At 70.7% G+C, this 25,902-nt stretch carries 12 protein-coding genes; all 12 read right to left on the bottom strand.

The features are described from left to right. Positions 1 to 29 precede the first annotated feature (29 nt). Genes WNB94_RS08415 through WNB94_RS08470 form a run of 12 tightly spaced genes read right to left on the bottom strand, consistent with a single transcriptional unit; the run spans position 30 to position 25,901 of the window. Positions 30 to 7,208 (bottom strand): eCIS core domain-containing protein, encoded by a 7,179-nt coding sequence (locus tag WNB94_RS08415; RefSeq protein ID WP_341389658.1) that lies wholly within the window; start codon positions 7,206 to 7,208, stop codon positions 30 to 32. 17 nt (positions 7,209 to 7,225) lie between these two features. Continuing rightward, the gene (locus tag WNB94_RS08420) at positions 7,226 to 10,786 is read right to left on the bottom strand and encodes a hypothetical protein (RefSeq protein ID WP_341389660.1); all 3,561 of its coding nucleotides are present in this window, start codon (positions 10,784 to 10,786) and stop codon (positions 7,226 to 7,228) included. A gap of 8 nt (positions 10,787 to 10,794) precedes the next feature. Beyond that, on the bottom strand, positions 10,795 to 11,985 hold the full coding sequence (locus tag WNB94_RS08425) for a hypothetical protein (RefSeq protein ID WP_341389662.1): 1,191 nt from the start codon (positions 11,983 to 11,985) through the stop codon (positions 10,795 to 10,797). Positions 11,986 to 12,007: 22 nt separating this feature from the next. Next, positions 12,008 to 13,381: a coiled-coil domain-containing protein gene (locus WNB94_RS08430; RefSeq protein WP_341389664.1), complete on the bottom strand. Its 1,374-nt coding sequence runs from the start codon at positions 13,379 to 13,381 to the stop codon at positions 12,008 to 12,010. Then, on the bottom strand, positions 13,378 to 15,504 hold the full coding sequence (locus WNB94_RS08435; RefSeq protein WP_341389665.1) for an AAA family ATPase: 2,127 nt from the start codon (positions 15,502 to 15,504) through the stop codon (positions 13,378 to 13,380). Before WNB94_RS08435 ends, WNB94_RS08430 begins: the two co-directional genes overlap by 4 nt. Continuing rightward, positions 15,497 to 17,218 (bottom strand): hypothetical protein, encoded by a 1,722-nt coding sequence (locus WNB94_RS08440; RefSeq protein WP_341389666.1) that lies wholly within the window; start codon positions 17,216 to 17,218, stop codon positions 15,497 to 15,499. The genes WNB94_RS08435 and WNB94_RS08440 overlap by 8 nt, the downstream gene beginning before the upstream one ends. After that, positions 17,215 to 19,500: a phage tail protein gene (locus tag WNB94_RS08445; protein WP_341389668.1), complete on the bottom strand. Its 2,286-nt coding sequence runs from the start codon at positions 19,498 to 19,500 to the stop codon at positions 17,215 to 17,217. The genes WNB94_RS08440 and WNB94_RS08445 overlap by 4 nt, the downstream gene beginning before the upstream one ends. Before the next feature lie 13 nt (positions 19,501 to 19,513). After that, the gene (locus WNB94_RS08450; protein WP_341389669.1) at positions 19,514 to 21,784 is read right to left on the bottom strand and encodes a putative baseplate assembly protein; all 2,271 of its coding nucleotides are present in this window, start codon (positions 21,782 to 21,784) and stop codon (positions 19,514 to 19,516) included. Continuing rightward, complete coding sequence (locus WNB94_RS08455) at positions 21,784 to 22,230, bottom strand: GPW/gp25 family protein (protein ID WP_341389670.1); 447 nt, start codon at positions 22,228 to 22,230, stop codon at positions 21,784 to 21,786. Before WNB94_RS08455 ends, WNB94_RS08450 begins: the two co-directional genes overlap by 1 nt. Beyond that, positions 22,227 to 24,119 (bottom strand): hypothetical protein, encoded by a 1,893-nt coding sequence (locus tag WNB94_RS08460; RefSeq protein ID WP_341389672.1) that lies wholly within the window; start codon positions 24,117 to 24,119, stop codon positions 22,227 to 22,229. Before WNB94_RS08460 ends, WNB94_RS08455 begins: the two co-directional genes overlap by 4 nt. A 10-nt stretch (positions 24,120 to 24,129) precedes the next feature. Next, positions 24,130 to 24,810 (bottom strand): phage baseplate assembly protein V, encoded by a 681-nt coding sequence (locus WNB94_RS08465; RefSeq protein WP_341389673.1) that lies wholly within the window; start codon positions 24,808 to 24,810, stop codon positions 24,130 to 24,132. Continuing rightward, on the bottom strand, positions 24,807 to 25,901 hold the full coding sequence (locus WNB94_RS08470) for a phage late control D family protein (RefSeq protein WP_341389675.1): 1,095 nt from the start codon (positions 25,899 to 25,901) through the stop codon (positions 24,807 to 24,809). Before WNB94_RS08470 ends, WNB94_RS08465 begins: the two co-directional genes overlap by 4 nt. Position 25,902 lies beyond the last annotated feature (1 nt).

Below are 25,902 nucleotides of genomic sequence, written 5' to 3' on the forward strand. Positions count from 1 at the left end.
ATGCACCCGATGGAGCCATGGTAGCGCGATCAGCCCCTCGCTGCACGCTCCCCTGCCCCGCGGTCGTCTCGGCGCTCCGTGCGTTCTGCCCCAGAATCAGGCGCATTGAGCAGCTGGTCCAGCGTGTCGCCATTCAGGCTGGGCACGTCAAAGCGCACGGCCTGCGGGTCGAACACCACGCCACGGCCATCGCTGTAATAGTCCACCGGCACGGCCAGGCGCAGGGCCAGGTTGCTGCCAATTTCGCGGCGGGCCAGGTTCCAGTCTTTGCGCCACAGGGTGAAGCTGGTCACGAAGGCATCGGCCACCACCTCGGCGTAGCCATTGAGGTTGAAGGCCAGGCGGGGCGTGAGCGAGGCGTCCAGCCCGGCGTGCAGGTGCAGGCCCGTGTTGGGGCGCCAGTCGATGTCCACGGCCGGGGTCACGCGGGCGGTGAGCGCGGCCTCGGCGCTGACGCTCAGGCCGGCGGTGGCGCGGATGACGGCCGCGCCCAGCGACACACCGGCGTCCAGCGAGGCGGCCACGCCGGCCTCGGCCGGCAGGTCGAAGGTGGCCCCGCCGGTGACGTGCAGGCTGTCGGGCTGGGCGGGGTTGAAGTCGTGCACCTCGACCTCGGTGCGGGTCAGCCGCCCCGGGCCCACGTGGGCATGGCCCGTGACGCGCCCGTTGATGGTGAGCGCCACCCCCACCACCGTGCCGCCCACCGACAACCCCACCAGCGGCACCGACACGGTGGGCATGCGGAACAGCTCGCGGCGGGCGCGTTCGGGCGAGGGGTATTGATCGAACACCGTGATGGGCTCGGGGATGCCGATGCGCCCGCTGATGAGCAGCTCGCCGCTGGGGCGCACTTTCAGGCCCACGCCGCCTTCCAGCCAGTCGGTCAGGCGCACGGTGACGGTGCCGTTGCCAAAGGGGCGCAACTCGCCCCCACCGCCGGCGGTGCCCTCGGCGGGCGGCGCGTCCAGCAGGCGGCCTTCGTCGTCCACATCGCCGTTGGTCAGGCCCACGCGCACGCGACCGCGCACCCGCTCACCCACCTCGAAGGGGGCATCGGCCGCGAACATGAACAGGCCGTTGCGGTAGCTGGCCTCCAGCGTGGCGGTGATGCCCGCGAACGTGGCCTCGGCCGAGCCGGTGGCCGCCAGCGACCACTCATCAGCACCACTGGCCTGGCTGAGCGAGGCCTCGATGCGGCCGTTGCGCAGGCCGGGCCGATCGCGGAAGCGCGCCGCGCCGCCGATCACCGTGCCACGCTCGGGGTCGAAGGTCACGCCCAGGGTGGCCGACTCGACACCGGGGATGGACAGGTCGGCCGTGCCCTGGATGCTGCGCTGCTCACCGTCGAAGCTGGCGTCCACCGAGGCACGTTGGATGCCGCGCACCTTGCCAGGGCCGATGGCCAGGCGCCCGCCGCCCGAGAGCTTGCCCTCGGGCGCGTCGGGCGTGCGCTCGTAGGCCAGGCGCACGCTGGCTTCGCCATCGAACAAGGTGCGGTCGAACTGGAAATCGCCCGTGAGGCGGAAGCCCTCGCGGCTGGCGGCCCCGCGCAGGTTGCCCTGGCCCAGGCGGCTGACGCTGTAGGCCACGCCGCCATCGACGGTGAGGCCGCTGCGCGTGCCCAGGGCCACGGTGAGATCACACCCATCGATGCGGAAGGGCCCGCCCAGGGCCAGTTCGCCGCCGCTGAAGGTTTTGTAAACCTGCAGGTCGTCGCCCAGGATGCGGAAATCGAGCCGCGTGCCACGCAGCAAGGCGATGCTGGGCTCAACATGGCCGTGCACCGTCAGGCCGATGCCGGGCACGATGTCGATGTCGCTGAGCACCACGGGGCTGAGCGCGGTGACGCCCGCTGCGCGCAGGATGCCCCGGAAGCGATCTTCAAGCGCGTCGGTGTCCAGCACGCCGGCGTTGGTGAGGCGCGGCAGGCGCTGGATGGCGATGTCCACGTCGGCGCGCGCGCCTTCGGCCAGTTGGGCGTGCACCAGGCTGCCGCGCACATGCCCCATGGGGCCGGTGGCGGATTCGCTCAGCGTGAGGCTCAGGCCGGTGGTGGTGAGGCCGGGCACCCAGTCGCGCAACACGCGGTCGGCATCGACGGGTTGCCCCTCGCGCAAAGGCACTTCCTTGGGCTGGCCGCCGCGCCTGGTGGGGTAGAGCACCAGCAGATTGGGTGAGCCGGTGTAGCGTGCGGCGTCCACGCCCGCGGGCCAGGGCTGCACGGCATGGCCGTCGCTGGGCGTACCCGTGAGGTTGCTGGGGTCGTGGATGCGCAAGCCTTCGGCCGGTTGCGCGGCCAGGACGTTGTCCAGCGTGTAGCGGTGGCCGGTGCTGGGATCACCCTCGGCCAGAAAGCCCCCGTAACGCACGTTGAAACGGCGCTTGAGCACCTCGGCCTGGCGCTGCTCGGCCGGCAAGGTGGCCGCCGCGTCCGAGCGGGCATAAGCGGCAAAGGCCTCGTCCATGTAGCGGTCGATGGCGCGGCCCGAGGCGCCATTGGCGCTGCGCTCCAGCAGTTCGAGGTTGTCGATGCGGTCGTAGCCGATGCCGCCGATCTGCAGCTCGACGATGTGGTCCACCTCGAAGGGGTGGTCTTGGGGCTCGCCGTCGCGGGTCCAGCGGGGCTGGCGCAGGGCCAAGGCCAGATCATTGACACGGCCCACCATCACGTGATTGCCTGCATTGGCCAGGGTGCGCTGCCGGGGCACAGCCACATAGACCTTGTCGGTCTCCAGGCCGCTGACCACGGTCTGCAAGGCCGTGCGCAAGGCGCCGGGCGGCGTGGCCCGGCGCCACAGGCTTTGCTGGCGCGAATCCAGGTCGGCGCGACGGTAACCCGCCGGGCGCCTCACCCCGGCGGTCAAGGCGCGCCGGTAGGCCGCGTGTCGGTGCCGGTTGTCGTCGGTCTCGGTGTACTTCAACGAAGGCAGCTTGAGTTGCGGCAGGGTGATGTCGCCCAAGGCGGGTTCGGTGGCGTCGGCCGCATCGGTGGCCTCAGGGGCGGCGGTGTCCGTGGCGGTCGGAGATGCCGCTGGTGAGGCCCCTGGTGAGGCATCAGGCTCGGTCTCACCCTCACCCAGCCGCATCACCTGGCGGGCCACACCACGCTGTTGCTGCAACACGTGCGCCAACTCGTGCGCCAGCAGGCGCTGACCTTCGAGGCTGTCGGGCTGGTACTCACCCGGCGCAAAGGCGATGTCTTGCCCCACGGTGAAGGCGCGTGCCTGCAATCGCTCGGCCTCGCGTTCGGCCACGGGCGAGGTGTGCACCCGCACCTGCGAAAAATCAGCCCCCAGTTGCTGCTCCATGCGCACGCGTGTGCGGAGGTCCAGCGACTGGCCCGCACCCAGACGCTGCAGCAGGCCGTCGTCCACCTCCGTGGGCGGCGGCGCGCCGGTCTGCGGCGTGCCTTCGGCCCGCTGCGGCATCACCGATTGATGGGGCTCGGGCTCGGGCAAGGCATCGGGCATGAGCGACTGCCCGGGGTCGTATGAGGCGTTGGGCTCGTCGGGCATCACGCTGCACACCGGCTCGCTGCTCATCAGCTCGGTGTCGTCCACCACCTTGCCCTGATCGTCGGTGGTCTCGACCACCGGGGGGCCAGACTTGCCGCGTGCGATCTCGCTGAGCGTGTTCGAATCCAGCGTGGGTTGCTTGATGCTGAAGGCGTCCGAAATCTTCTCGGGCGTGATCTTTCCCGTCTTGGAGTTGTAGCCCACCGTGCCCGTGGCGTTGATGCCCACGGGCAACTGGTAGCTGGCCTGGGCCAGGGTGAAGTCCTTGCTCCACACCGTGACCTTCTTGAGCAGCAGGTTGAGCTTGGCCGAGACCTCACCGAACACGCGGAAGGTGAGCGCGGGGTTGATGTTCAGGCTGAGGGTGTTGGACAGGTCCAGGCCATCGTTCACGCTGTAGGTGAACTTGGTGGTGGCGCCCAGGATGGGCTGCTTCTCTTCAGGGATGTTGACGCCCGCCTCCAGGCCCACGCTGCCCACCAGGCTGGCCACGGCGGCACTGAACTCCAGGTTGAGCTTGGCGCCCACCTTGACCCCGGCATCGCCCGGCACCTCGAAGCGGCCGCCGCCCTTGAACTTGAGCTGGTTGATGTCGATCGCCGCCGGGTCGAACTCTTCGACTTCGATGTTCACGCCCTTGAGCGTGCCCGGGCCGATGTAGGCATGGGCCTTGAGCGTGGCCGTGGCCGACAAGGTGACGCCCACGGAGACCGAGCCCACCGAGAAGCCCAGGCCGGGCACGGGGATCGATGGCGAATCGAACTTCTTGTCGATGAAGTTGGCATCGCCCTTGGGCACCTTCGGGAAGAGCTGCACCTCTTCGACCTTGAGGCCTCCGCCCACACGCACCGTGCCATCGGGCGCCAGGCGCAGCTTGAGCGTGCCGGTGAGCTTGTCGGGAATCAGCTTGGCGTCGATGTCGGCGGCGCCGAAGGCCTTGAAGGTGCCGCCCTCGCCCTTCTCGGAGCGCTGGCCCTTGTCATCCACCGCCGCATTGGTGACCCCGGCCTTCACGGTGCCGCTCAAGGGCCCCTTCTCGAACTTGAAGCTGCCTTCCAGCAGCACGGTGCCATCGTTGTAATCGAAGGCCAGCTTGGCGCCCGTGAGGCCCGGGATCTTGGGCGTGACTTCGCCATTGGCGGCCACCTTCCATTGGTCGCCCGTCTGCGTGACCGACACGGTGATGTCGGCCGCCTCGACCATGGGCACCTTCTCGTCCAGCGCCAGCTTGCCTGTGATCTGCAACTGCTCTTTGGCGTAGGTGACGCTCAAGGAGGCCGACGCCAGGCCAGGGATGTCGGGCGAGACGTCGCCCGTGGCGGTGAACACCGAGTTGGCATACGACACACTGAGCGAGGCCGACTTGATGCCCTTGACCTTGTCGGGGTTGGTGATGCCCAGCGTGCCCTTGCCACTGAAGCCCTCGCCCGTGCTGTAGCCCAGCTCCACCTGGGCCAGATCGAACAGCTTGCGGTCGGCGATGAGCGCGCCCTTGGCGTACAGGATGGGCGACTCTTTGCCGCTGCGCATGCCCACCGTGAGGTAGCCGGCGCCGAAGCCCTTGATGCTGAAGTTGAGGTTGCCCTCGGCGCCCAGGCCCTTGGTGCCGAACATCAGCGTGAGGCTGGCCTCGTCAATGGTGATGCCTGGGAGCTTGAACTTGTCGCTGAGGTCGGTGGCGGTGAGGGTGTGCTCGAAGGCCAGTTCATCACCGCGCCAGCGCACCGGGATCTTCAACCCCTGAAACAACTCATGGCTGGCGGTGAGCGTGCCATCGGCAAACACCTGGCCGCGCAACACACTGATCTGCTCGAAGGCCACGGGGCTGGCGCCGGGCACGTCCATCTCGGGCGCGGGCAGGTTGTCCATCGCCCCCGCATAGGGCTTGCCCGCCACGGCCTTGAGCCCCACCGAAAACTTCTTGCCCGCGTTGACCTTCACGGACTTGGGCAGGCTCCAGGTGCCTTCCAGCGTGCCGATGTCGCCGCTCAGGCCGGCCTTGCCCAGATCGGCCGTGATCTTGATGGCCGTGAGGTCGATGCCCGCCAGGCGGCCATTGTTGGCCACCGACACCGTTTTCTTGGACTTGTTGTAGGCGAAGGAGTCGATGTAACCGGCCCCGGTGCCCGAGTACAGCGCAAAGCGCTTGGCATCGGTGCCATCCGACGGCTTCTCGGCCGGGTCGGGCATCAGCCAGGCCAGGTGCTTGCCCTTGACGATCTCGTCGCGCGACCAGAACTGCGAGGTTTTCTCGGGGTTCTTGGCGCTGCCCCCGCCACCCTTCACATCCTTGAAGTTGATGTCGTTGGCCTGCAGGTAGTCACCGACCAACTTCTTGGTGGCGTTTTTGTCCACCGCCGCCAGGTAGGCGCTGACGTTCTTGTTGATGGACGTTTGCAGCAAGGGGCCGGCGGTGATGTTGTGCTTGCCCGTGTAGAGCTCGTAGTTCTCGAAGGCGTCTTCGCCGCCCACCTGCGCCTCGACGATGTGGTCCACCTGCAAGGCACCGCTTTGCCAGGCGCCATCCGGCGTCCACTGTGGGCGCTTGAGCTGGTCGCGCAGCACAGCGGGCGTGCCCGTGAGCGGCTTGGGCGGCGCCCCACGGAACTGCAGCGTCTGGCTGCCAGCCGCCGGGTCAAAACCGATCTTGTCGTAGTGGGCCGTGAGGTCCACCTTCTCGTCCCACTTCTTGATCTGGTCGGTGGCGAACGTGGGGTCTTTGCGGTTGTAGCCCGCCGGGCGCTTGAGCGACTTGCCCGCGCGTTTCTTGTAGAGATGGAAGTGCCGGGCCTTGAGGTCGGGCAGGTTCAGGGTTTCGAGGTCCTTGCGGGCCTTCTTGTCTTTGGCGGGGTCGATGGCCGACTGGCTGACGTCGTTGGGGTTGGCGTAGGCCGGGTCGGGCGCGGCCGGCGGCTTGGGCTTGCGCGCCACCACGGCCCCCAGGTCCATGTCGTCGTTTTGCATGACGTGGGCCAACTCGTGCGCCATGAGCGCGCGCCCTTGCTCGCTGCCAGGTTGGTGCTCGCCCGCCGCGAACACGATGTGCTGCCCGAAGGTGAAGGCGCGGGCGTGCAGGCTGCGGGCTGCGTCGGCCGCCGCCGCGTCGTTGTGCACGCGCACGTGCGACAGATCGCGCCCGAATCGGGGCTCGAAGAAAGCCCGTGCCTGAGCGTCCATGGGCTCGCCGGGCCCCAGACGGCCCTTGAGGGCCTCGGGGCTGTCGGGTTGCTTGGAGCCCGAGGGGTCGGCGCGATCAGGCGCTGGGGCCTCAGGGCCCGTGGCCTTGCGTTGCACCGGTGGCTGGCCCGTGGGCCCTGCCGCGTTCGACGCACCCGCCTTCGGCGCGCCGGATGCCACTGGGGTGGCCGGTGCGGCCGCAGGCTGACGCATGACGGCATCGGCCATGGCATCGGCTTGACGCTCCACCGCATCGCCCGGTTGCGTGACGGCCAGCTTGGGACGAGCCGCCAGGCGCGCAAAGGCGTCCTTGTTGGCCTGGGTGCCCGGGCCGGCGCTGGACGCTTTGCCGACATCCTTATCCTTGGCGGCGCCCTTCGCTGTCGAAGCGTCCTTGCTGGCGTCCTGGGCCCCGGCCGCAGACGTGGCCTTATCGCCCTGCGATTTTGCAGGTGTTGCAGCCTGACGACCGCCACTTTTGGCGGTGTCAGGCTTGGTGGACGACGACGTGGCCATGGACGTACGATCGTCAATCAGGCAGGGCGCACCGGTGCAACGCCCACCACCACCAGGTGTTGCGCAGCACGGCCGAAGTTGCTCACACCAACCTGGTAGGTGCCCTCCAGGGTGGCAGCAAAGGGCGCGCGCAACTGCTCGACCTGCCTGGTGGCCTGCGCCAAATCACCGGCCGACGCAGACTGCAACCACACGGCGCTGGCACGCAGGGGACCCTCCGCCGTCGAGCTCAGGGCCCGCTGCGCCAGGGTCTGAAGCTCGGCCAGCGCTCCGGTGGACAGCGCCTCGCCCTGCACCGTGAACACATGGTCTGGCACACCGGGGTCACGCCCTGCAGCGCGGGCTTCTTCGGCCTGGGCGAGCAAGCGCTCCATCCTTTGCCATCCTTCCTGCGGACTGCGGCGCAGGGCCTGTGTCACGCTCAAATGGCTTTTTTCATCAAGCACCACAAGGCGATGAGTGATGGAGGCCACCTCCATCACGTCCAGCGTCACGAGCAGCATGCCGCCGTCCAGGCTGGCGTCGTCCAGCGCGGTCGGCGCCTTGTTCAGGGTGCCCAGCACGCTGCCGCCCGCAGCAGGCAGCTGCACCATGCCCTGCAGGGTGCGCACCATGTCGTTGAGGCGGGCCCGGTTTTGCCAGCCCTGGCCGGTTTGGGGCGTGCGCTCCCACGCACGGCCCAGCACCACCGTGTTGCCCGGGTTGGAGGCGGCCCACATGGCGCGCACATCGCCTGCGGTTTCTTCAGGCGTGGTGTTGTCGTCCAGGTAGCGCAGCACGCCCACGCGCTTGGGCGCGAACTGCGTCCACACCGCATCGCCCGCGGTCTTCACCGCCTCCTTGAACGCGATCATCTGATCGACCGACTTCAAACGCAGGTGCCAGACCTGGAAGGCCTCCGTCAGCGACTCGGGCACGGGTGCGGTGCACACTGGGTCGCAGAAATGCGGACGGGCCCGGCGGAACATCACCCAGTCGTGCACGGCCTTGACGGCGACGGTGTCGCTGGCCTGCGCGGTGGGCAACAGGCGTTGGCGGGCGCGGTGGAAGAAGGCCGCGTCGTCCATGGCCTCTGACAATTGCGTGATGGCGTTGAGCGCCCGCGTGGCCAGGCCCGACGATGCTGCGGGCATGCCCGACAAGGCATTGAGCGTGGCCAACTCCAGGCGCCCGTCGGCCGGGGTGGCATCCAGGCGGCCCATGGCGGCGGCGATGGCCTGGGCGGTGGCCTCGTCGGCGGCCTGGTCGACCAGGCTTTGCCAGTCCATGCCCACGACGGCCTGGCGGGGCAGGTCGTCCCACACCACGTCGATGGGCGGGGTCTTGGGGTTTTGCGCGGCATCGTCGATCTGCAGCAGGCCCTCGCGCGCCGTGCCCCGGCGGCTCAGGGTGAGGGTGCGGCGCATGGTGCTGCGCTTGGTTTGGGACTGCCCGGCCGCCACCACCACCGACTGCTGGTCGAGGTCGAGCTGCACGCGGGCCACGGTGCGTTGCGCCTGCGTGCTGCGGCTGAGCACCGTGACCGTGCCTTGCGACTTCAGCGCCATCAGCACGCCGGCCTTGGCGGCGATCAACAGGGCCACCTCCATGGCGATGGGGGTGCTCTGGCCCACGGTGAGGCTCAAGGGGTCGTCGCGCACATCGCCGGCCAGGTAGGCGGCCTCCACACCGTTGCGGCCAGTGCGGCCGGTGGTGCTGAGCTTGGCGGTGTGGGTGCCACTGGTCTCCCTCAAGGGGGTCTCCTCTGCGGAGGCCTCATCCACGGAAGCTTCTTCCACGGGGGCATCGTCCTCGTTGCGTCCGCCCAGCACCACGGTCAGCCGGTGTCCGGCGGTCGGGTCCAGGTCGGTGCGGCTCAAGCCCTCCGGGGCAGCGCCCTTCATGGTGCCACCCAGCGTGGTGCCGACCACCATGTTCATGGGCTGCTCGGCGCGCATCATGCGCATCGCCGTGGGGGCGGGCTGTGAGGGCGTGCCCGTGCTGTCTGCCGCCACCTCCACGGTGTTGATCTCTTCGGCGACCGGGGCCTCATCATCGCCCTTGCCCTTGGCCGCCGCGGCCAGCACCAGCACGCCGGCCATGGGCACGTTGAGCTGGGTCTGCCACCAGGTGCCTTGCGGCGCTGCGGCCACCGAGCCCACGGCGCCATCGGGCACGAACACCTCCACCTCTTCCAGCGCCTGCGGGTTCTCGATGCCCTTGGTCAGCGAGATGCGGTTCATGTGCTGGGCTTCTTCCAGCAGGTGCGGCAGGGCATCGAACGGCGCGGCGCGCAGGTGCACGCGCACACCTTCGCCAAACCAGCGGGCCAGTTGCTCAGGCACCGACTGGGTGGCCGCAATCGGCAGGTAGCCCGCCGGCGGCAAGTCGCCAAAGCCCTTGGCCAGCAGCCAGCGCGCCGGGGTTTGCTGGCCGCTGTTGAGGTTCAACTTCGACAGGGCCGACTCGATGGCCTGCAGGTTGGCGGCCGAGGCCTTGGCCTCGTTCACCATCCAGGTGGCGTCCGATTTGGTGACGCGCCCGCCCAGGCGCTCGGCCATGGCCCGTGCGCTGTCGGCGTAGTGCTTGTTGAGCGCACGGATCTCGCGGCGCGTGCGCTCCAGGGCCTCGCGCAAGTCGTCGCAAGGGTCCACCGGCGCGCCCAGGTCCACATCGCCGCCCAGGCCGCGGCTGAGCTGGCACTGGAACTGCAGAATCTGCGCTAGGAACACGTTCCACGGGCGCATGGCCATGCGGCCTTGCCAGTAAGCGCGGGCCTGGGCCTCCATGCGCTCGCGGCGGCCCGTCCACATGTCGATGGACTTCAGGCTCTGGCCTTCGCGCACCAGCACGCCCAGCACCAGCTCGTTGCGGGTGCCGATGTGGGCGGGGCCGCACCACACGGGGCCGCGCAGGCCCTGGGGGCTCAGCAGGTGGGGCACGGCCTGACGCTCGCGCTCGAAGTAGGCCGAGGCCACGCGGTTGCGCAGGTGGGCGGTGCCGAACAAGGGGCTGTTGGGCAGTGGCAAGGCGATGGGCCGCAGGCGCATGACCAGGCCTTCGACGATGCTGCTGTGCCGCGAGTCGGACACGCAGGCCGATTCGCACAGCTTGCCGTGCACAGGCTCGTTGCCGCACAGCGCGTCGATGGGGCCCACGGTGAGCTCGTAGACCACGAGGCCGTCGCCCACCGTGGTGGTGCTACCTGGCGTGCCACTGACACAAGGCTCGAAGCCGGCCGAGCCCGTGGTGGGCGCGGGTTGGGCCACGGCCAGCAACTCGCTCAGCGCCGCCGAGACCTCGCCCACGGCCATGACGAATTCACCCGCTGGCGTGACGCCCATGCCGGGCAGCACGGTGATCTGGTTGCCCTCGACCTCGAAGTCCAAGCCATGCACCACGCCCCAGCCACCGGCCTGGTTGGCCAGTTGCACGCGCAGGCGATGGTAGGCCTGTTCATGGGCCAGGTCGTCGGCGCGCAGGAAGCGGCCATCGAAGTAATGCAGGCGGTTGAGCGGCGAGGCCGTTTCGATGAAGGCGCGGCCGTCGGTGACGCCCGTGTCCAGGCATTCGGTCTTGAGTTCGTCTTGCTTGCCCATGGGGGACCTCACGAAAGGGTGATCGACAGTTGCTGGCCATCGGCCTGGGGTTCAGAGGCACCCAGCGGCAGACCGCTGGCGCCCATCAAGGGAGTGGGCCCACGGCCCTGGGCCGTCACGCGCACCGCCAGGGTGTCGTCGCGGGGGCCATTGAGCGCGAGCGTGACCGTGGGCACGCCTGCGGGTTCGGTGTAGGTGGCTGCGTCCACGGTCAGGCTCCGCCAGCCGGTGGTGGCATCGAACTGGGTGACGGTGAAGGCCTGCGCCGCCACGCTGGCCGCCGCCAGAGGCTGGCTGAACACCAGGGTCACGGTGGCGCCCACGGCGGCGCTGCCCGCAGCCACCATCACCGGACCGCCCACCAGGGGCGGCGTGGCCAGCGCCGGCATCAGCACGCGCTGCAGGGTGGCGGTGGACAGCAGCAGCGGTCGCACGCTCATGTCCACGGCGTCGACGCTGGCCTGCCACTGCCCATCCACCCGGTCGAACTGCACGCCCGTCAGGCGCGCCAGCGGCACCGGCGGGATGGCGGCGGGATCGTTGGCATCGGGCACGGCGTCTGGTGGCAACGCCGCCAGAAAGGCGACCCACGCATCACGGTCGGAGCCGGGGGTCGGCCCGGAAGGCGGGGCCACGGGCGCCTCGTCGCTGGCCTCGATGCGCTGCAGGCTCAGGCGCGCAGACTCGCACACACGGGCGTAGGCGATGTCGCTGGATTGCCGCTGGCAGGGGTCGGCCACGGCGGGCACGGGCTCGGTCAGGCAGGTGGTGTACGACAGCAGCACCTGCAGGTCGATGCGGGCGGTGTCGCGGTCCCAGAACTCGGCGTAATCAGGGTCTTTCTCGCTGAGGCGGGCAGCCCACCAGCGGGCCAGGCTCAGGCATTGGGCCTGCTCGATCAGCAGGTCGCGGCCGCCCAGGTCGATGGCATGCCCGGGACTGACGCGCAGCTCGGCCGTCTCACCGTCGACCGTGACGGCATAGCCAGCCACCACGCCATGGCCATGCAGGGCGCGCTGATGGCGGCGTGCCTGCCCCACGTGAAAGCCTTGCAGGGCGCGCACATCGGCCACGCCCAGCAATTGGCCGAAGTGCACGTTGAGCGTGCATTGCGGGTTCTCGGGCAAGGTGGCGGCGCAGCGGTCGGCGTCGGCCGCAGGGTCGCAGGCGCTGGATAAGCGGGTGACGGTGGCTGACATCTTCTTGGCTCCTGTGGGGGGCTCAGTTCACGAGGCCGGTGCTGCGCCAGGCCAGGCGCACCCGGCGGCCTTGCTCGGCCTGGGCCACGTCGGCACGGCTGGCCAGCAAGGACCATGCGGCTTGCGCAGCCTCACGCTGGCGCACGGCCAGGCGCGCGGCCTGCAAGGCGTCGGCATGCTGGCTTTCGGCCAGCGTCAAGGCCGACAGCAACTGGCTCAAAGGCGTGCCGTCCTTGAGCCGCTTCAAACGGGCCAGCGCGGCATCCAGGCGCTCCAGCGCATCCCACAAGGCATCGGGCACGTCGGCCAGCCAGCGTTGCAGCAAAGGGTGATCGGCGTGCGCCGCCAAGGCCGTGTGGGCGTTGCGGCGGTTCAGTTTGGCGGCGGTCAGTTCGTCAAACGGGGTCTTGATCGCGCCCGCATGCAAGGCCGCGAGGGTGGCGTCGGGGGTGGTGGCGCGGGCGGCGGCCCACGCTAGGTCGTAGGCCGACTGCTTGCTGCGCACCGTGTCTTCGGCGTCGTCCACGGCCTTCAGCAGGGCCAAGGCCGCTTCGGCCTGGGCCAGCAAGGCGGCGTCACCATTGAACGCCAAGCGGGCGGCCTGGGCGTCGGTCAGTGGGCCACGACCGGCCGGCAAGGCCGCCAGCGCGGCCAAGGTGTCGACGTCGTCAGCCACCTTGGTGGCCGCATCGGCAAACTCGCGCACAGCGGCCAGGGCCTGGGCGTGGGCACGCTCGGCCTGGGCCAGCGCCGGATGGGCGGCGGCGTGTGCGCTCTGCGCACGACTCTGGGCGCGGAGGGTGCCATCACGCGCGGCCTCGGCGCGGTCGCGCAGGCGTTGCAGCAACAGGGGCTGGGCAGGGTCGGTGGCCGGGAAGGCGCCTTCCACACGGGCCTTGGCGGTGGTCTCGTGCGCGGCCAGTGCGGCGGTGGCGTCATTGGCGGCTTCTTGCCAACGGCCGGTCTGCAACTCGTTGACGAAGGCCGTGCGGGCGGTGGCCTCGGCTTGCGCCTGGGCCAGCTCCACGTCCACCTGGGCGGCGTCGGCCTCCAGGGCCTGCAACCAGCGCGACAGCACGTCCTGATCAAAGGCCTGTTGCGCCAGCACGCCCTCGGCCTCGGCCTGATCGCTCAGGGCCTGGGCCTGCGCCACGCGGGCGGCGCTGAGGTCGTTGAGCAGCGGTGTGGCGTCCGCCGGCATGGTGACGCGGGCCAGTGCGGCGCGCAGTCGCTCCTGTTCGGCGGCGGCAGTGAGCGCCTGGTCTTGCGCGGTGCGCAGCGCCTGCCGGGTCACGGCTCCCTCCTGCCGCAGGGTGGCCAGCCGGGCGCGGGCCTCCGCCTGGGCCTGCAGGATGCGGCTGGCCTCGCTTTGCCAGTAGGTGATGAGCGTGCTCATGAAGTCCTCCAGTCGTCCATGCCGGACGGGTTCAGGGTGTGGTGGGCCGGGAAGCCCGGATGGGCGCGGCCTGCTTTGTCGTATTCGCGTTCGATGGCCACCAGGAAGTGGCGCTGGCCCATCGCTCGGTGGGTCGCGTGGCCCTCAGCGGCGGCCAGGAAGGCGGCGGCCAGGGCAGCGTTCTTGATCTGGGCGCCCGACAGGGGATACCAGTCGGCCAGCTCGGCCAGGTCCACATCGGCGGCCAGCGGGGCCTGCTCGGGCAGGTGCAGGCGCCACAGGGCCTGGCGCACCCGCACCTCGGGCTCGGGAAACTCGACGATGAACTCGAAGCGCCGCGAGAAGGCCGCATCGAGTTGGGAGCGCAGGTTGGTGGTGAGCACGGCCACGCCCTCGTAGCGCTCCAGGCGCTGCAGCAGGTAGGCGGTCTCCAAGTTGGCGTAGCGGTCTTGCGCGTCTTGCGTGTCGGTGCGCTTGCCGAAGAGCGCGTCGGCCTCGTCGAACAGCAACAGGGCGCGCGAACGCTCGGCCAGGTCGAACACGGCCGCCAGGTTCTTCTCGGTTTCGCCGATCCATTTGCTGACCAGGCTGGCCAGGTCCACCACCAGCAGGTCCACGCCCAGGGCGCGGGCCATCACCTCGGCGGCCAGGGTCTTGCCGGTGCCCGGGGTACCGTGGAACAGCAGGCGCACGCCGCGCCGGTCGCCCCGCCCTTGCGCAAAGCCCCAGTCGTCCAGCACGGTGAGCTGCTGGCTCACACGCCGCACGGCAGACTGCAGGGCCTCGACCGCCTCGTCGGGCAGCAACAGCGCCGACCAGTCGGCATGGGGCACCACCCGGGTGACGCCCGCGCGCTGCACGGCGCTCACGCGGGCCCGCACGCCATCGGCCACGTCGTCAAGGTCCAAGGGGCGTTGCAGCAAGGTCTGGCGCAGGGCCAGGTCGCGCACCACGTCGCGGGCTTCATCGGGCTCGATGGGATAGCGCGCCGCCAGCACCGCCGCCTGGTCACCCAGTTGCGGCAACAGCGTGCGCCACAGGCTGCGGCGGGCCACCGGGGTCAAGGCGCGCACCTGCAGGCGCAGACGCGGCAAACCGGTGACGGGCACGGCCCCGGCGTGGGCCGCACTACACACCTGCGTGAGCGGCCAGGGCCAGGCTGCACCGGGGGCATCGGGGGCATCGGGGGCCCCGGGTACATCTTCGTCCGCATCGCCATGTGCGGCGGCGTCGGGGCCCGACCCGGGCAGCGCATCCTGCGTGTCTTCCAGCCACCAGGCGGCCTGGTACAACCAGGCTTGTCCCAGGCCGGTGTGCTGATTCGGCACCCGCACCGCCGCCACGCCGGCCAGCCCCAGCAGGGCCCGCACGCGGGTGCGACGCATGGCCGCCGTGCCACCTTGCACCACGATCTGGCAGGGCTGGCCCTGGCGCAAGGCCAGCGCGGCGGCCTGCACCTCGGTCTGGGCCAGCCAGTCGTCCAGACCGGGCACCGAGGCCGCGCCACCGTCCAAGGGGGCCCCGATGCCGTCCGGCGAACGGCCACACCACGCCGCCCAGACCACCTCGTCCAGGTGCAGGCTGCGGCCGTGCCAAGGGCCCTCACCGCCCAGGTGCCACAGGCCCAGACGGGCCAGTGGGCCGATGGTCACGGCACGGCGCAAGGCCTCGCGGGCCGCGTCTTCATCCACCATGCGTCCATGGGCCTCCAGCCACGACAGGGCCAGGGTGACGGTGGCGCAGGGCGCTCCGTCCGGGTGCCACAGGCGCAACAGGGCCGCCAGGCATTCGTGGGCGTGGGGCAAGGCCGCCAGCACCAGGAGGTCGGCCATCACATCGGCCGGGAGTTCGTCACGTGCGTTGGCCGTGCCCAGGGCCACCATGCGGGCCAGGGGATGCTGGTCGGGCACCGTGATGGCCGCCTCTCCGGCGGCCATGATCCGAGGCTCCGCCCAGGCCTGCACGGCCTGCACCGTGCGGGCGCGCTGTGCGGCGCGCGACGGCTCTTCGGCGGGCATCGCCGTCGAGAGGTGCGACGCCAGGCGCAGGGCCACGTCGGCCACGGCCAGCTGGGTGTGCAGGCACACCTGCTGCAGCCAGTCATCACGCGGCACTTCATGCATAGCGAAACCTCACAACGGCGTTGCACAAGGGCACCCAGCCTGGGTCGAGGTCGAGCGCGAGACGGCGGATGCGGGTGTCCACCTGATCGGGCTCGAAACAGACCTCCACCCAGCCCGGTTCGACCCGCAGGATGGCGGGGCGCTGCACCAGCCAGGCCATGGCCGCCTCAGGGGTGGCGAAGCCATCGGGCCCCGGGGCATGGGCGTCCTCACCCAGGTCGGCCCACAGGCGTTCAGACCAATCCCGCACTTGCTGACGGGCGGTGCGGTGCACGGCGTCGCAGTGCTCGGGGCTCAGCGCCTCGGTGCCCGGGCTGCCGCCCTCGGCCACCACGCCGAAGCCACCGCACCACAAGCGGCTGACCGGGTCGTGGGGGGGCACGCCCAGGGCCTCGGCCAGCGCTGCACCCAGGCAGGCTTCGGCGTGCAACAGGCTGGCGTGACCCGCGCCCGGAGACAGACGCGAGGCCAGTTCGGCGCACAGCGTGGGCCACACCCGGGGCAAGCGCCCCAACCAGAAACAGGCGCCCGCCCAAGCGGTGGCCAGGGTGTGGCGCGCATCCAGCTGCTGCGGCAACTCGGGCACCACGGGTTCACCGACCTCACGACGTGATGGCTGATGCGTCTGAGCCGCGACCTCGCGGTCTGCAGGCTCATGCGCCACGGTGGGGGCTTCGCCAGGGTTCGACCCCGCCTGAGACGGCCGGACAGCGGGCTGCGGCCATGGGGCGGCAGGGGACGCCTCAGGCACGGCACGGCGCACCGCCTGGCGACCTGTGGCGGCCTGCCCGTGCGCCACCCCTTGAAACACCTGGGCCCGCCAGCGTGGCCACCGGGCCTGCACCTCGGCCGCCTGCGCCCAGGGCCAGCACCAGGCGCCCAGCAGCGCCGCCAGCGCATCGCCAATGTCGGGGCTGGCAGCCCAGCGCGCCACCAGCGCGGGTTGACGCTTCACCCAGGCCTGCCAGGCCATCAGCACGGGTGTGTTCAGAGGGGCAGCCACCCCGGGCTCGGACGCGGCCGCCTCCTGATGGGTGCCCGAGGGGTGGCGGCCTTGGAGTTCGGTCGCCCACGCGCCCGGCAAGGCCGCGCGCAACACGCGCCAATCGTTCAAGCTCAGTCGACGCAGCACGGCGCCCCAGGCCCCGGTGTCTCGTTCGGCCCGCAGCAGCGCTTGCAGCACCGGCGCCACCTCGGCCGGCTGCGCACAGAGGTGCGACCAGCCTTGTTGCAGCGCCTCGTCGGCCGACAGGTCGGCACGGTCGCCACGGCCAATAAGGCCCATGCACTGCCAGGCCCATTGCCGCGAGGTGTCGCCCAGCGCACTGCGGTACAGCAGGTCGGCCAAGGCCACGCTGCGGCGCCGGTAACGCAGCACCGCGTGGGTCTGGGGCGACTGCACGCAGTCGTCCACCGCGCGGCCCACGGCCTGCCACCAGTCCTGGCCCCACTGCGGCGTGGGCGCCTCAGGCCGCCAGCGCGACTGCACCTGCACCCGTGGGATCAGCACCCACTCCTCCGGGTCGTCGGGCAGGGCGTTGAGCACGGCCTCATCCACATCCTGCAGACTGCCCTGCCAGGCGGCACTCAGCTCGGGCCACTGCCCCGACAAGGCCGCCGCCTGCGCCGCATCCGCGCAGACGAAGCGCTGATGCAAACGCCCCACCTGCACGGCGGCGTTCGGATCAGGACGGGCACCGGACGGCAGGCTCATGCGATGGGCTCCTCGGGATGGGGTGCGAAGTCCGCCCCTGCCTCATGCGTGCCGGTGGTGCCGGGGGTGGCGGGCGCGTCCAGCTCGGGCCGCCCCAGGATGAAGCCTTGGCCCAACGCGGCCTCGCCGGTGATGGCGGGCTGGAATCCACCCGAGGCCCCGACCACCGTGGCCACGCCCAGGTGCGAGCCCAGACCCAGGCGCAAGCCACCTTGCACGGTGCACAGGGTGAACGCCGTGTGCGCCGGTTTGTGCAGCTCGATGAGGCGCTCGACGCAGGCGCGCTGGGCCTCGGTGAGCACCGTGGCAATGACCACCGTGAAGCGATGCGCGAAGTCGTCGAAGCGCACGGGCTCGGTGTCGGCCAGTGGGCGCGTGTTGGGCTCGCCGATGAGCCCGCCCACGCGGAAGCCTGCGCCCAGCACGGCTTGGGATTCGCGCGCGGCCTCGTTGCCCATCACCCCACCGCCGCGCAGGCGGTAATGCTCGAGCAGCACCACCTCGGCGTCGCCCACCAGGATGCCGATCATGCGCTTGAGGCTGGCCACCGTGCCGCGTGTGCGGAACAAGCGCGCGGCCTCGCCCACAAGCTGTCGCTGCACGGCCTCGGGCCAGCACGGGTCCATCGCCAGGCCCACGAAGCGGCCCAGCCAGGGCAAGGCCTCGGCGGGCGTGATGCGGGGGTCGAGCAGGCGATGGCGCTCGGCGGCACTGCGGTCCCAGTCGTCCAGCAGACGCGCCAGGGGCATGAGATAGCGATGCAAAAAATCGCGCGAGGCGGGCTCGTGCCACAAGGTGCGGGGCAGCTGCTGCAGCCAGCGGTGGCCCGGGTGCTGCACCTGCACGGCGCGCACTTTGGGGCTCTTGTGGCGCGTGCCACGCAGCTCCAGCATCACCCACAGGTAACGTCCGGGCGGGGCCATCACCGGCACCTCGAACCACTGCATGCCCTCATCGGGGGCGTCCAGCAAACGGGGCTGGTGCGTGTCGCGGTACAGCGCGTGCCCTTGGGGCGTTTGCGTCAACTGCAGCGCCCAACTCAGCGAGGACACCAGCGGTGTGCGCTCGGGCTCAGGCACGTCGGTGAAGTCGGGCAAGGCCCCCACGGGCGCCGTGTGGGGCACGGGGTCGGTGTGGTCCAGCTCGTCGCGGGTGACCATCCACACGCGCAGCTCGGTGCCCTGGGGCACGCAGGCCTGCACGCGCACCGCCCCCCAGCTGCGCTGGTCGTGACCGCTGTCCAGCGCAAAGCCCAGCACCTGGCCGCGTGTGCGGTAGCGGGCCCGCGCCGGCGAGGCGTGGCGCAAGCCGCCGGGGCTCCAGTAGGCCACGCGCCCATCCGGCGCCAGCGCGATGCCGGTGTCGTCGTAACCGGGTGCGGACAAGCCTGCGCCCTGCACCGTGGGCTGCGCGCCCAGCCAGCGCAGTTGCACGAAGTCCTGCCCTGGCGTCATGGCCAGCGTGAGGGGCGTGCCCAGGCGGGCGTCGTCGTCGCCGCTGACCAGGTCGAGCGCGTCGGCCACCGTGACGGCCGAGCCATTGTGCAAGGCGTGCACACGCGACAGCGCCGCCCCGGGGTTGACCAGCACCCAGGCCAGCCAGGGCCCGGCACCCATCGCCTGGGCGCCCGCGTCCAGGGCCTGCACGGCCCGACTCACCGTCAGGCGGACCGCGCCGGCACGACGGGGCCAGGGCATGGCTTGCGGGGCCTCGCAGGCCGACAGTTGCCAGACCTGCCCGTCGTCGGTCAGCACGAACACGGCGTCGCCACAAGTGGCCACGTCCAGCGGGATGGCCGTGAACTCGATGCGCCGCGACACCTCGCGCTGCCAGGGGTCGATGACCCACACCGCACGCCGCACCGGGTCGGTCGCGTACAGCAGGTCATGGGCATCGACGCCCACGGCCACCAGGTGCTGAGGCACCTCACCAGGGTCACCCGCGCCCTCGGTGCCCATGCCGCTGAGGTGCAAGGGGTGGACGGTGGCGTTGTGCACGCCCAGGGCCGAGGTCTGGCCCCAGATCACGTAGGCCAGATCCGCCAGGGGCTCGGCATCCGTCGCGCCGGCCTGCGGCATGGCGCGGAACAGGCGGCACCGCGTGTCGAAGGCCATGCCCGTCCAGCGCTGGGCGGGAGCCACCGGCCAGGCCGGTGCCGGGGCCGTCGGGTCGGCCGCGAGCACGAGGTCGTCGCCGAGCAACGCCACACCGTCGAACGCGCAGCGCCGCCAGTGGGGCAGGCCTCGCATCCAGAGGGTGGCGGCATCGGGGGTCAAGCGCATGGGTGGGCCTCGCTCAACACACAGTGGGCAACACCGGCACGGGCACCGGCGCGTCCGTCAACGGCGGGGCCACGTCTGCGCCGGGCGCAGGCAGGGCCGTGGCCTCATCGACCACGGTGACGGCGGCCAACTCGGGCACCACCCAGTCGGCCAGGGTGGCGCGCTCGATCACGGTCCAGGTGCTTTGCGTGCGGCCCTCGGCGTCCACGCTCAGGGACTCGCGGGCCAGTTGCAAGGCCTCCACATAGGCCACACCTTCGGCCTGCATGGCCACGGCCTCCAGCTCGCGGGCGATCACCGTGCGGCCCAGGGGCCAGCCACGCCCATCGGGCCCGAAGGGCGGCAGGGGCGAGAGGTACTGATGCAGCAGTTGCGCCACCCAGTCGCGCACGGCATCCAGACCATAGCCCGCTTGCACGGCCACCGAGACCGACACGGCCACGCGCTGGTAAGTGGGCGGGATGACGTAGAGCTCGGTGGTGACCAGGCGCCATTGGTCGAGCCAGCGGCAGACCTCGCTCAATTCGCGGCTGTCGGGGCGTGGCGCCTGGGGATGGTCGGGGTCTCGCGCGGGCCACACGACCACGCTGACGCACCCCGGCTGCCGAACTTGCGTGGGCGCATGGAACAAGGGCAGGCACTCGGCCCGCACCAGGCTGACGGTGGGCGTCTCGAGGGCCAGGCTGGCGAAGTCGTCCGACGTGACGGCACGGCGGTTGCGGCGCAGCTCGGTGGGGATGCGGCGCAGACCCTCTTCGATCGACTCGGCGTCCTCGCCATCCACCGCCGCGAAGGGGTTGGCCAGCTTGATCGACAAGCCCGCTGGCCGGCGCAGCGGCAGTGGGGGCACGGGCGAGTTGCGCAGATCGCCCCAGCGGCCGATGGCCTCGGCTGGCACATTGCCCGCCTCGCCCCCGCCCCAGCGGTAGCTGGCCACGCGCACGCGCTCGCCGATCTGCGGCGCATTCTGGCCAAAGCGCACCGTGCCCGCTTCGCGGTCGAGCACGAAGTGCCGGTCGTCCACACCGCTGGCATCCAGGTTGTCCACCTGGGTCCAGTCCTGCCAGACGCCTTGCGATTCCACCTGCAGGGGCAAGGGGTGGAGCACATCGTGCAGCACCGGGCGGTGGGCCAGCTGAAACACCGCTTCAGGCTGCCCATCGCCACTGCCCAGCAGTTCGGGCGCGGCGTGCACCACCTGTTCACACGGCAGCACGTTCAGGCCCACCCAACGCACGGGGCCCAGGCGGCTGCCATCGCCCGGCCACACGCGCAACCAGCACCACACGCGGTCGGCGCGTTCATCGTCCAGCTCGGGCGGATGGTGGCCGGTGCCGGCCAGTCCGGGCTCGACCGGGGGCACACCCCACTCCGCCATCTTGGCCGCACTCGGCAGCTCCAGGCGCACCACCCCCGCTTGTCGCAAGCCCTGGGTGTCGTCGCCCGACACCCGCACGGCGGCAAAGCGCGGCTGGCCGTCGGCCCCGGGCGTGCGCAGCGACACCTGCCACCACAGCGTGGGCAGCGCGCTGGCGCCACAGGCGCTCACCTCGTCCATCGCCGGGCGCACCGCCTCGGGCATCACGCCCAGGCTGAGCGAGACCGTGCGGCCCGCACCCGCGTCCAGGGCGATGGCGGGGTCGAAGCCGGGCAGGCCCTCGGGCTTGAGCAAGGCGATCCACAAACAGTTGTCCACCGTCTGGCCCAGGTCCACGGGCTCTGAGCGCCCATCGGCCTCCAGGCGCTGCACGGTGTAAGGCGCCACGGCCGACACGCTCGGCGTCTGGCGGGCCACGGCGTCGATGCTGGCCTGTAAGGTGTCGTGCACCTCCGGGTCCAGGTCTTTCATGAAGGTCTGCAGGGCCTGCGGCGTGGCCTCGGCGATCTCGCGCACACGGGCCACGGCCACGCAATCCAGCGGCCACAGGGTGGCGTCTTGCGTGACGGTGAAGACGGTGTTGCCCGCCTTGAGCTGGTCACCGGCGTACACGCTCACGCCCACCTCGGCCTCGCTGACCGCGCGCACCAGGGCATGGGCTGGTCGCGACGGATGCAGGGGCAGGTCCAGCAGGCGCAGAAAGGCCAGTTGCGTGGCCTCGGGCACCTGGTTGAGGCGGAACTGCAGGCCCTCGCCCATGTAGGCGAACAGCTGCAGCAAGGTGATGCCGGGGTCGCTGTCGAGGTGGTCCGTCCACTGCGGGTTGTAGACCGGGATGCGGGCACGCAGCTCGGCATACAGCGACTCGAAGTCGCGGTCATCAAGCACCGGGGTGATCAGGGGCATCAGCGCTGCTCCAGATAGAAGGGGTAGACCAGCACGTCCTGGCGACCGTCCAGCACGTGGGCGTAATGCAGGTCGATGTGCACGAGCGCCGGGTCGTCGGTGGACAGCACCTGCACCTCGATGACACGGATGCGCGGCTCCCAGCGCACCAGCGCCTGGGTGACCACGCGCTCAATGCCGGCGCGCGTGCCGGGGTTGTTCGGCTGCATCAGGAAGCGGCGCAGGCCGCAGCCGAAATCGGCGCGCATGACGCGCTCGCCGGGTTCGGTGTCGAGGATGGTGAAGATGGCCTGGCGAACCTTTTCAGGGCCGGACACCACGGGCAGGCGGCCCTGCGCATCGGGGGTGAGGGGCTGGCCCCAACCCTGGCCGAGGCGGCGGTGGCGTTCGGTCTGGGCGGCCTCGGCCGCCAGAGCGGCTGACGAGGTGGCGAACAGGCTGCTCATGCGGAGGCTCCTTGAGGCGTGGACCCCTTGGTCAAGCCCACGGGCCACACGGGCACGACGGGGGGTTCAGTCTCCAGGCGCTCACCCACCGGCGGCAAGGCCGCAGCCCCACCGCTGCTCACGGGCGTGAGCGACGAGGGCAAGGCGGCGTGGTCCTGGAAGGACTGGTCGATGCTGCCCAGGGTCTGGTTGTCGCGCCCCTCCAGCGAGGGCGTGGTGTTCAGCCCGGCGGACTGGCGAATGCGCAGCTCCATCTGGCCGATGCCACCGTTGCCCATGAGGTGGGCGGCCAGGTCGGTGGCCTTGACCAGGGTGTCCACGCCCGCCACCTCGACCTGGAAGTCTGCTTCGAGATCCACACCAGGCGGGGTGGCGGCCAGGGCCGCATCCAGGGTGAGGTTGGCCTGCACCGACGGCGGGATGCAGAAGCGGAACACCAGCAGGAACCACAGCTGGAAGACGAAGACCACGATGGGCAGGAACAGGTTGAGCACGAACAGCGCCACCAGCGTGATCAGCGGAATGGAGAAGCTGCAGATGGCTTCGCCGCCCATGGTGCCGCCCGACAGGCCGCTGCCATCGGTGTTGGGCGACAGGTGCTGCGGCTGCACCATGCGCACGGGCGACAAGCGGCCCTTGGGGCGCATGGCCGCCTGGGCCGCCAGCTCGCGCAGGTCCGGCAGCTTGATGGTGATGGGGCGGTTGGCCGAGCCCAGCACGTCGAACGGCGCGGCCACGCGGAAGGCCTCGGTGGGCCGGCTCCAGGTGACGGCGCCAAAGCAGTCGGGCTGCTTGCCCACGCGGGCCTGACAGGGGCTGTGGCGGCGCACAAAACAGCGCACCTCGTAGGTGGCCTGGTCGTGAAAGCGTGCCTGGCCCTGCAGATCGTGCTGCAGGCTGGCCGTGGGCACCACGCCGTAGTACATGGTGCGACCCGCGGCATCGTGCTGCGTGTCGCGGGGGTCGGCCACCAGCGCAAACAGGGGGTACACCTGCTCGGTGGTGGTCGTGGGGACGGCGCTCGCACCGATGACACCGCAGGGATCGGCCTGCTGCGCGTCGTCGTTGAGCGCACGCCACTCGCCGAATGTCGGGCTGGGTCGGCCATTGACCACCTGCGGAAACCAGCCCTCGATCTGCACGCGCACGCCCTCGCGCGTCTGCACGGCCTGCAAGGCGGCGCGGGCCTCGTCCACCGTGGCCAGCGAACGCGACAGCAGCGCCTCCCAGCTGGCCACCGCCGGGCTGGCGGCCTGCACCAGCGCCTGCTGCCGACGCAGCACATTGCGGCGCAGGTCCGAGCCCGGTGCGGCCTCGTCGCCCGCACGGGCCAGGTGCACCAGCTCGTGCCAGTCGGCCTCGGCGGCGCGCACGGCCTTCAAGGCTTCATCGATGGCGTTCACATCGGCCCCGGCGGGCTGCACGCTGGTACGACGCCGCACCACAAAGCCCGCCTGGCACACCTGCTGGCGCGTGACCGAGGGCAGGCCCGGCACGTCGCAGTGCAGCTCGCAACTGACGACGTAGTGCCGATCGTGCGTGGGCTGGTACAGCTTGCGCAGGCCCGTGGGCGCCAGACGGGCCTTGAAGGCCTGGCCATTGGCCTGCTCGGCGGCGCTGGCGGGCTGGCCATCGCGGTTGAGCAGCAACCAGCGGCCCAAGGGGCTGAAGCGGCTCATGGACACCAGGTCGTGCTGGTGCACCACATCGCTCACCGGGTCGAACTTCAGCGAGGCCTGCGGCCGGGCCATGAAGGCCTGGATGAAGTCGTCGCCCGCGAACTTCTGCAAGGCCGGCGCACTCACGCGCCCAGCGCTTGGCAAGCCCGGCGCCGACCAGCGGTACCAGGGGCCGGAGAGCAGCCAGGGGTGGTTCGTGTGCGCGGTCATCGTGCCGGCCTCACCAGATGTTGCCCGCACCGGGCGTGTAGCTGGGCGAGATCACCCCGGTCTGCGCGATCAGCGTCTGGCACTGCACCACGCCATCGGCCGTGACCATGGGCGCGTGCAGGTTCACCGCCGAGGCGTTGACCTCCACCGTGCTGTTGGCCGTGATGCTGACCTGGCCCGCCACGTTGATGACGATGGTGCAGCCGTTGCTGTGCGTGATCGACACCTCTTGCGCGGCGTCGTCCATCACCAGCTGGTGGCCGCTGGCCATGGACACCGTGACCTTGGCGGCGCCCTGAGTGTCGTCGAACTGCAGCACGCTGCCCGAGCGGGTCTTGAGCGTGCGCAGGTTGTTGGCCGCCTCGGGCGATTCGGGCTGGGTGGTGCGCCCGTTCCAGCAGGCGCCCACGATGTAAGGGCGAGACGGGTCACCGGCCTCGAAGCCCACCACCACCTGCGAATCGACCTCGGGCAGGATCTCCAGGCCCTGGTCGTCATCGGCATACGGCGTGAGCAAGGTGGCCCAGGCGCGAACCGCCTCGCCAGCCTGGCCCAGGAAGGGAAAGCGCACCTGGATGCGGCCCTTGCGATCGGGGTCCACGAGGTCGGTCACCACGGCCGGATAGAGCCCATACCAATGGGGCCCGTGCCCATCGGGCGGCAGGCGGGGGTCGATGCCCGGGATGCTCATGCGCCCTGCCCCACCCAGGCCCGTTCGGCCTCGAAATGCGTGCGGTAGCCTTGGGCTAAATCGAAGCGATGCTCCACCTGCGTGACCACATAGCCCTCGCCCTCGAACATCGGCGACACGCGCTGCAGGCACAGGCGGCTGCCCACCTGCAGGCCCGCATCCCCCTCGGCCACCCCACTGGCGCGCACAAAGCGCCGCGCCCGGGTCAGCAACTGGGCCCGCGCCCAGGCCCGCGCCTCATCGCCCTTGAGCGGTACCTCGCGGGTGCGGTGGCTGGCGCGCTCGCCAAAGGCCCGCTGCAGCACGGCGAGCCCGTGCGAGCCGCCTTGCGCTTCGGCCTGCACGTCGCTGTCGTTGGCGGCTTCGTCCACCCCTTCGGCCTGGGCATCGTCCCAACCGGCCACGTTCACGCTGCTGCGCTGGTGGGCCACATCGGCGCGCAATTGCACGTGCACCAGGTTGTGGCCCTGGATGAGGGTGACCAGCGGCTGCTGGCGTTGCTCGCGCGTGGCCAGGTGCAGGGTGCGGCCGTCCAGCCACAGCTCGGCGCCCAGGCGGCGGGCCCGCTCGCGCAGAAAGGCCAAGTCGCTCTGGTTCCACTGTTGCAGGCAGGCGTGGCGTGGCCCATCCACATCGGCCTGGGCCTGCAGGCCATGTTGCGACGCGATCTGTTGCAGCAGCTCGGCATCGCTGAGCTGCTCGTAGGTTTTGAAGCGGTGCGTCATGCGCAGGTCCATGAGGCGGTCCTCGGCGCGCACGGTCACCTCGGGCGCGCGGCCCTGGCTCATGTCCAGCTCGACGGCGCTGATGCGGCCGGTGAACACGCTGGCGCGGCCATCGCCAGCGCCGATGGTGATGTCCAGCTCGCGGCCAAAATCCAGCACCTGCCCATCCAGCCACAGCAGGGTTTCTTGCGCCTCACCCTCGTGGTGGCCGATGGCGGTGAGCGTCATCTCCAGGCGGGCCAGGCCATCGATGTCGTGGCGCACGTTCAGGCGCACCAGATCACGCGTGAGCTGGGGCTGGGCCTGGCTGGCCACGTTGATGGCCGGACGGGTCTCGGCCTGAAGGGGCATGCGTTGCAGCGACATG

This window comes from Aquabacterium sp. A3, from assembly GCF_038069945.1.
In the GTDB taxonomy this organism is placed as follows: domain Bacteria; phylum Pseudomonadota; class Gammaproteobacteria; order Burkholderiales; family Burkholderiaceae_C; genus Aquabacterium.